The sequence below is a fragment of the Pseudomonas sp. P4_C3 genome, from assembly GCF_056402075.1.
The window spans coordinates 1-2,173 of the sequence record NZ_JBFUIC010000506.1 but is presented as its reverse complement, the minus strand read 5'-3'; the positions used below and the strand labels follow the sequence as shown (position 1 = coordinate 2,173).

2 protein-coding genes are annotated in these 2,173 nt (G+C 52.9%); one reads left to right on the top strand and one right to left on the bottom strand.

The annotated features are described in order from the left end of the window. The first annotated feature begins 489 nt into the window (after nt 1-489). Nucleotides 490-1,122 carry an isochorismate family cysteine hydrolase YcaC gene (ycaC, locus tag AC1DVH_RS29935; protein WP_477756836.1) on the top strand — a complete coding sequence of 211 codons (633 nt, stop codon included), beginning with the start codon at nt 490-492 and terminating at the stop codon, nt 1,120-1,122. Between the two features lie 324 nt (nt 1,123-1,446). Here the strand turns inward: ycaC and AC1DVH_RS29930 are convergent. Beyond that, nucleotides 1,447-2,173: LysR substrate-binding domain-containing protein (locus AC1DVH_RS29930; protein ID WP_477756835.1), on the bottom strand; the 727-nt coding region annotated here is incomplete at its 5' end.

Sequence of the window (2,173 nt, the reverse complement as noted above, 5' to 3'; positions counted from 1 at the left end):
GTGCTGATGACGCCGGAATGAGCTCATCCTGAAAGACAGCTTTGGGCCTGGTATAACCAGATTCAAGAAAGGCCAAGCGTGCAGGAATGGCGAGCGATGGTAGAGCATGGTGCGCCACGCAGTTGACTTCATACATTTGCCCTAGAGTAGCTAGCTCGTCTTACAATACTTTCACATCCGTTGGCGTACGGTAGATCTAGCTCCTTTTGTGATTCCCAGCCCGCCCTCCCCATCGCGGGCTTTTTTTCGTCCACAAAAACTGCTGACCGCCTGGCATCTCGGTTAAGACGCTATGGATTAACTCTCGCCGGGCCTCGGCGGCCCGAAGTAGCGATTAGACCAAGCCACCTCCAAAGCCAAAACGCTTTGAATTGTCTCATCTCAGTTGACAGTCAAACGCATTTCACCTGCTTTTTCCGCACCATCCAAATCCTTAATCTGAGCCCCATGTTGAACGACAACATTCACTCACATCAAAAGGACTTCATCATGAGCAACGCTACCTACAACCGCTTGAACAAAGACGACGCTGTAGTTCTGCTGGTCGACCACCAAACCGGTCTGATTTCCCTGGTTCAGGATTTCACGCCCAACGAGTTCAAGAACAACGTGTTGGCCCTGGCAGACGTAGCCAAGTTTTTCGAGCTGCCGACTATTCTCACCACCAGTTTTGAACAAGGCCCAAATGGCCCATTGGTGCCGGAGCTGAAGGAGATGTTTCCTGACGCGCCTTACATCGCTCGACCTGGTCAGATCAATGCCTGGGACAACGAAGATTTCGTCAAGGCAATCAAGGCCACCGGTCGCAAGCAGTTGATCATTGCCGGTGTAGTCACGGACGTTTGCGTAGCGTTCCCTACCCTGTCGGCACTGGCAGAAGGTTTTGACGTGTTCGTGGTGACCGACTCTTCCGGCACGTTCAACACTACTGTGCAACAGGCAGCGTGGAACCGCATGACACGGGCCGGTGCTCAAATGATGAACTGGTTCTCGGTGGCCTGTGAGCTGCAGCGCGACTGGCGCAACGACATCGAAGGTCTGGGTAACCTCCTGTCCCAGCGTATTCCGAACTATCGCAACTTGATGAACAGCTACTCGGCGTTGACTGCACGCCAATCGTAAGTCTGGTCGGTAACCCAAGGCCCGCTTTTGCGGGCTTTGGGCATGGGCTTCATGTGGGATAGCCTCATAGCGCTTAACGGAATGGGGCCCTCGATGGGCCCTTTCTTGTACTCACCCCAGAAATCACTTGGTCAGCCAAGACTCGACGGTCGCGGAGCCGTGCTCTGCTATCCATTACTTCCGCAATTGCCAATGTTTTTCTTAAGACCATGAGCAAACGATCGGTTCGATTACTGCCAGTTACACAGGGATCGATAATCGTCCACCCAATAAATCTTACGGCTAAAAACCACCTCTGTTGCCGAATCGACATACAAATGCAGTTTAGTGAGATTTGAACCAGCTAGGGTGCAGCACAGGAAAATGTTCCTTTAGCCAACCCACAAATGCATCCACCTGAGGTGCAAGGTGCGTTCTGCTTGGATACAGGACAGAAACCAGGCGAGGCTGGGGACGAAATGCCCCGAGCACTTCAACCAGTTCTCCGCTTTCGAGGAAAGTCTCAACGATAATTCCCGGCGCTTGAATAATGCCGAAGCCGGCAACACCGCATTGAACGTAGGCATTCGACTCATTCACGGTGATACCACCATGAGGAGAATGTGGACGATCTTCACCGTCTACCGAGAAATGCCAAGGCAGCGGTCTGTGATTCTGACCAGAAAGGAAGCTGACACATCGATGGTCTGCTAGATCGTTTAGGGTTCTGGGTACCCCGCAGGCTTGGAGATAACCTGGAGACGCACAGGTCACCATGGTGGCGGTACCAATTTCTCTAGCTACCATGCTTGAGTCCGGGAGGTCACCGATTCGCAATGCACAGTCGATGCCCTCGGCTACGAGATCTACCGCACGGTCGGTCACGCCCAGCGCAAGCTCGATTTCGGGAAATGCCTCCGTAAATCTTCTCAGGCTTTCCATGAAGCTGTGCTGGGAAAATGCAGTGGGGATGTCAATGCGAAGCCGTCCCCGCAACGTCGATCCGCTACGATCGAACATGGAAGTGGCTTCTGCGATTGTTGCCAAAATCTCTTTGACGCGCTCATAAAAC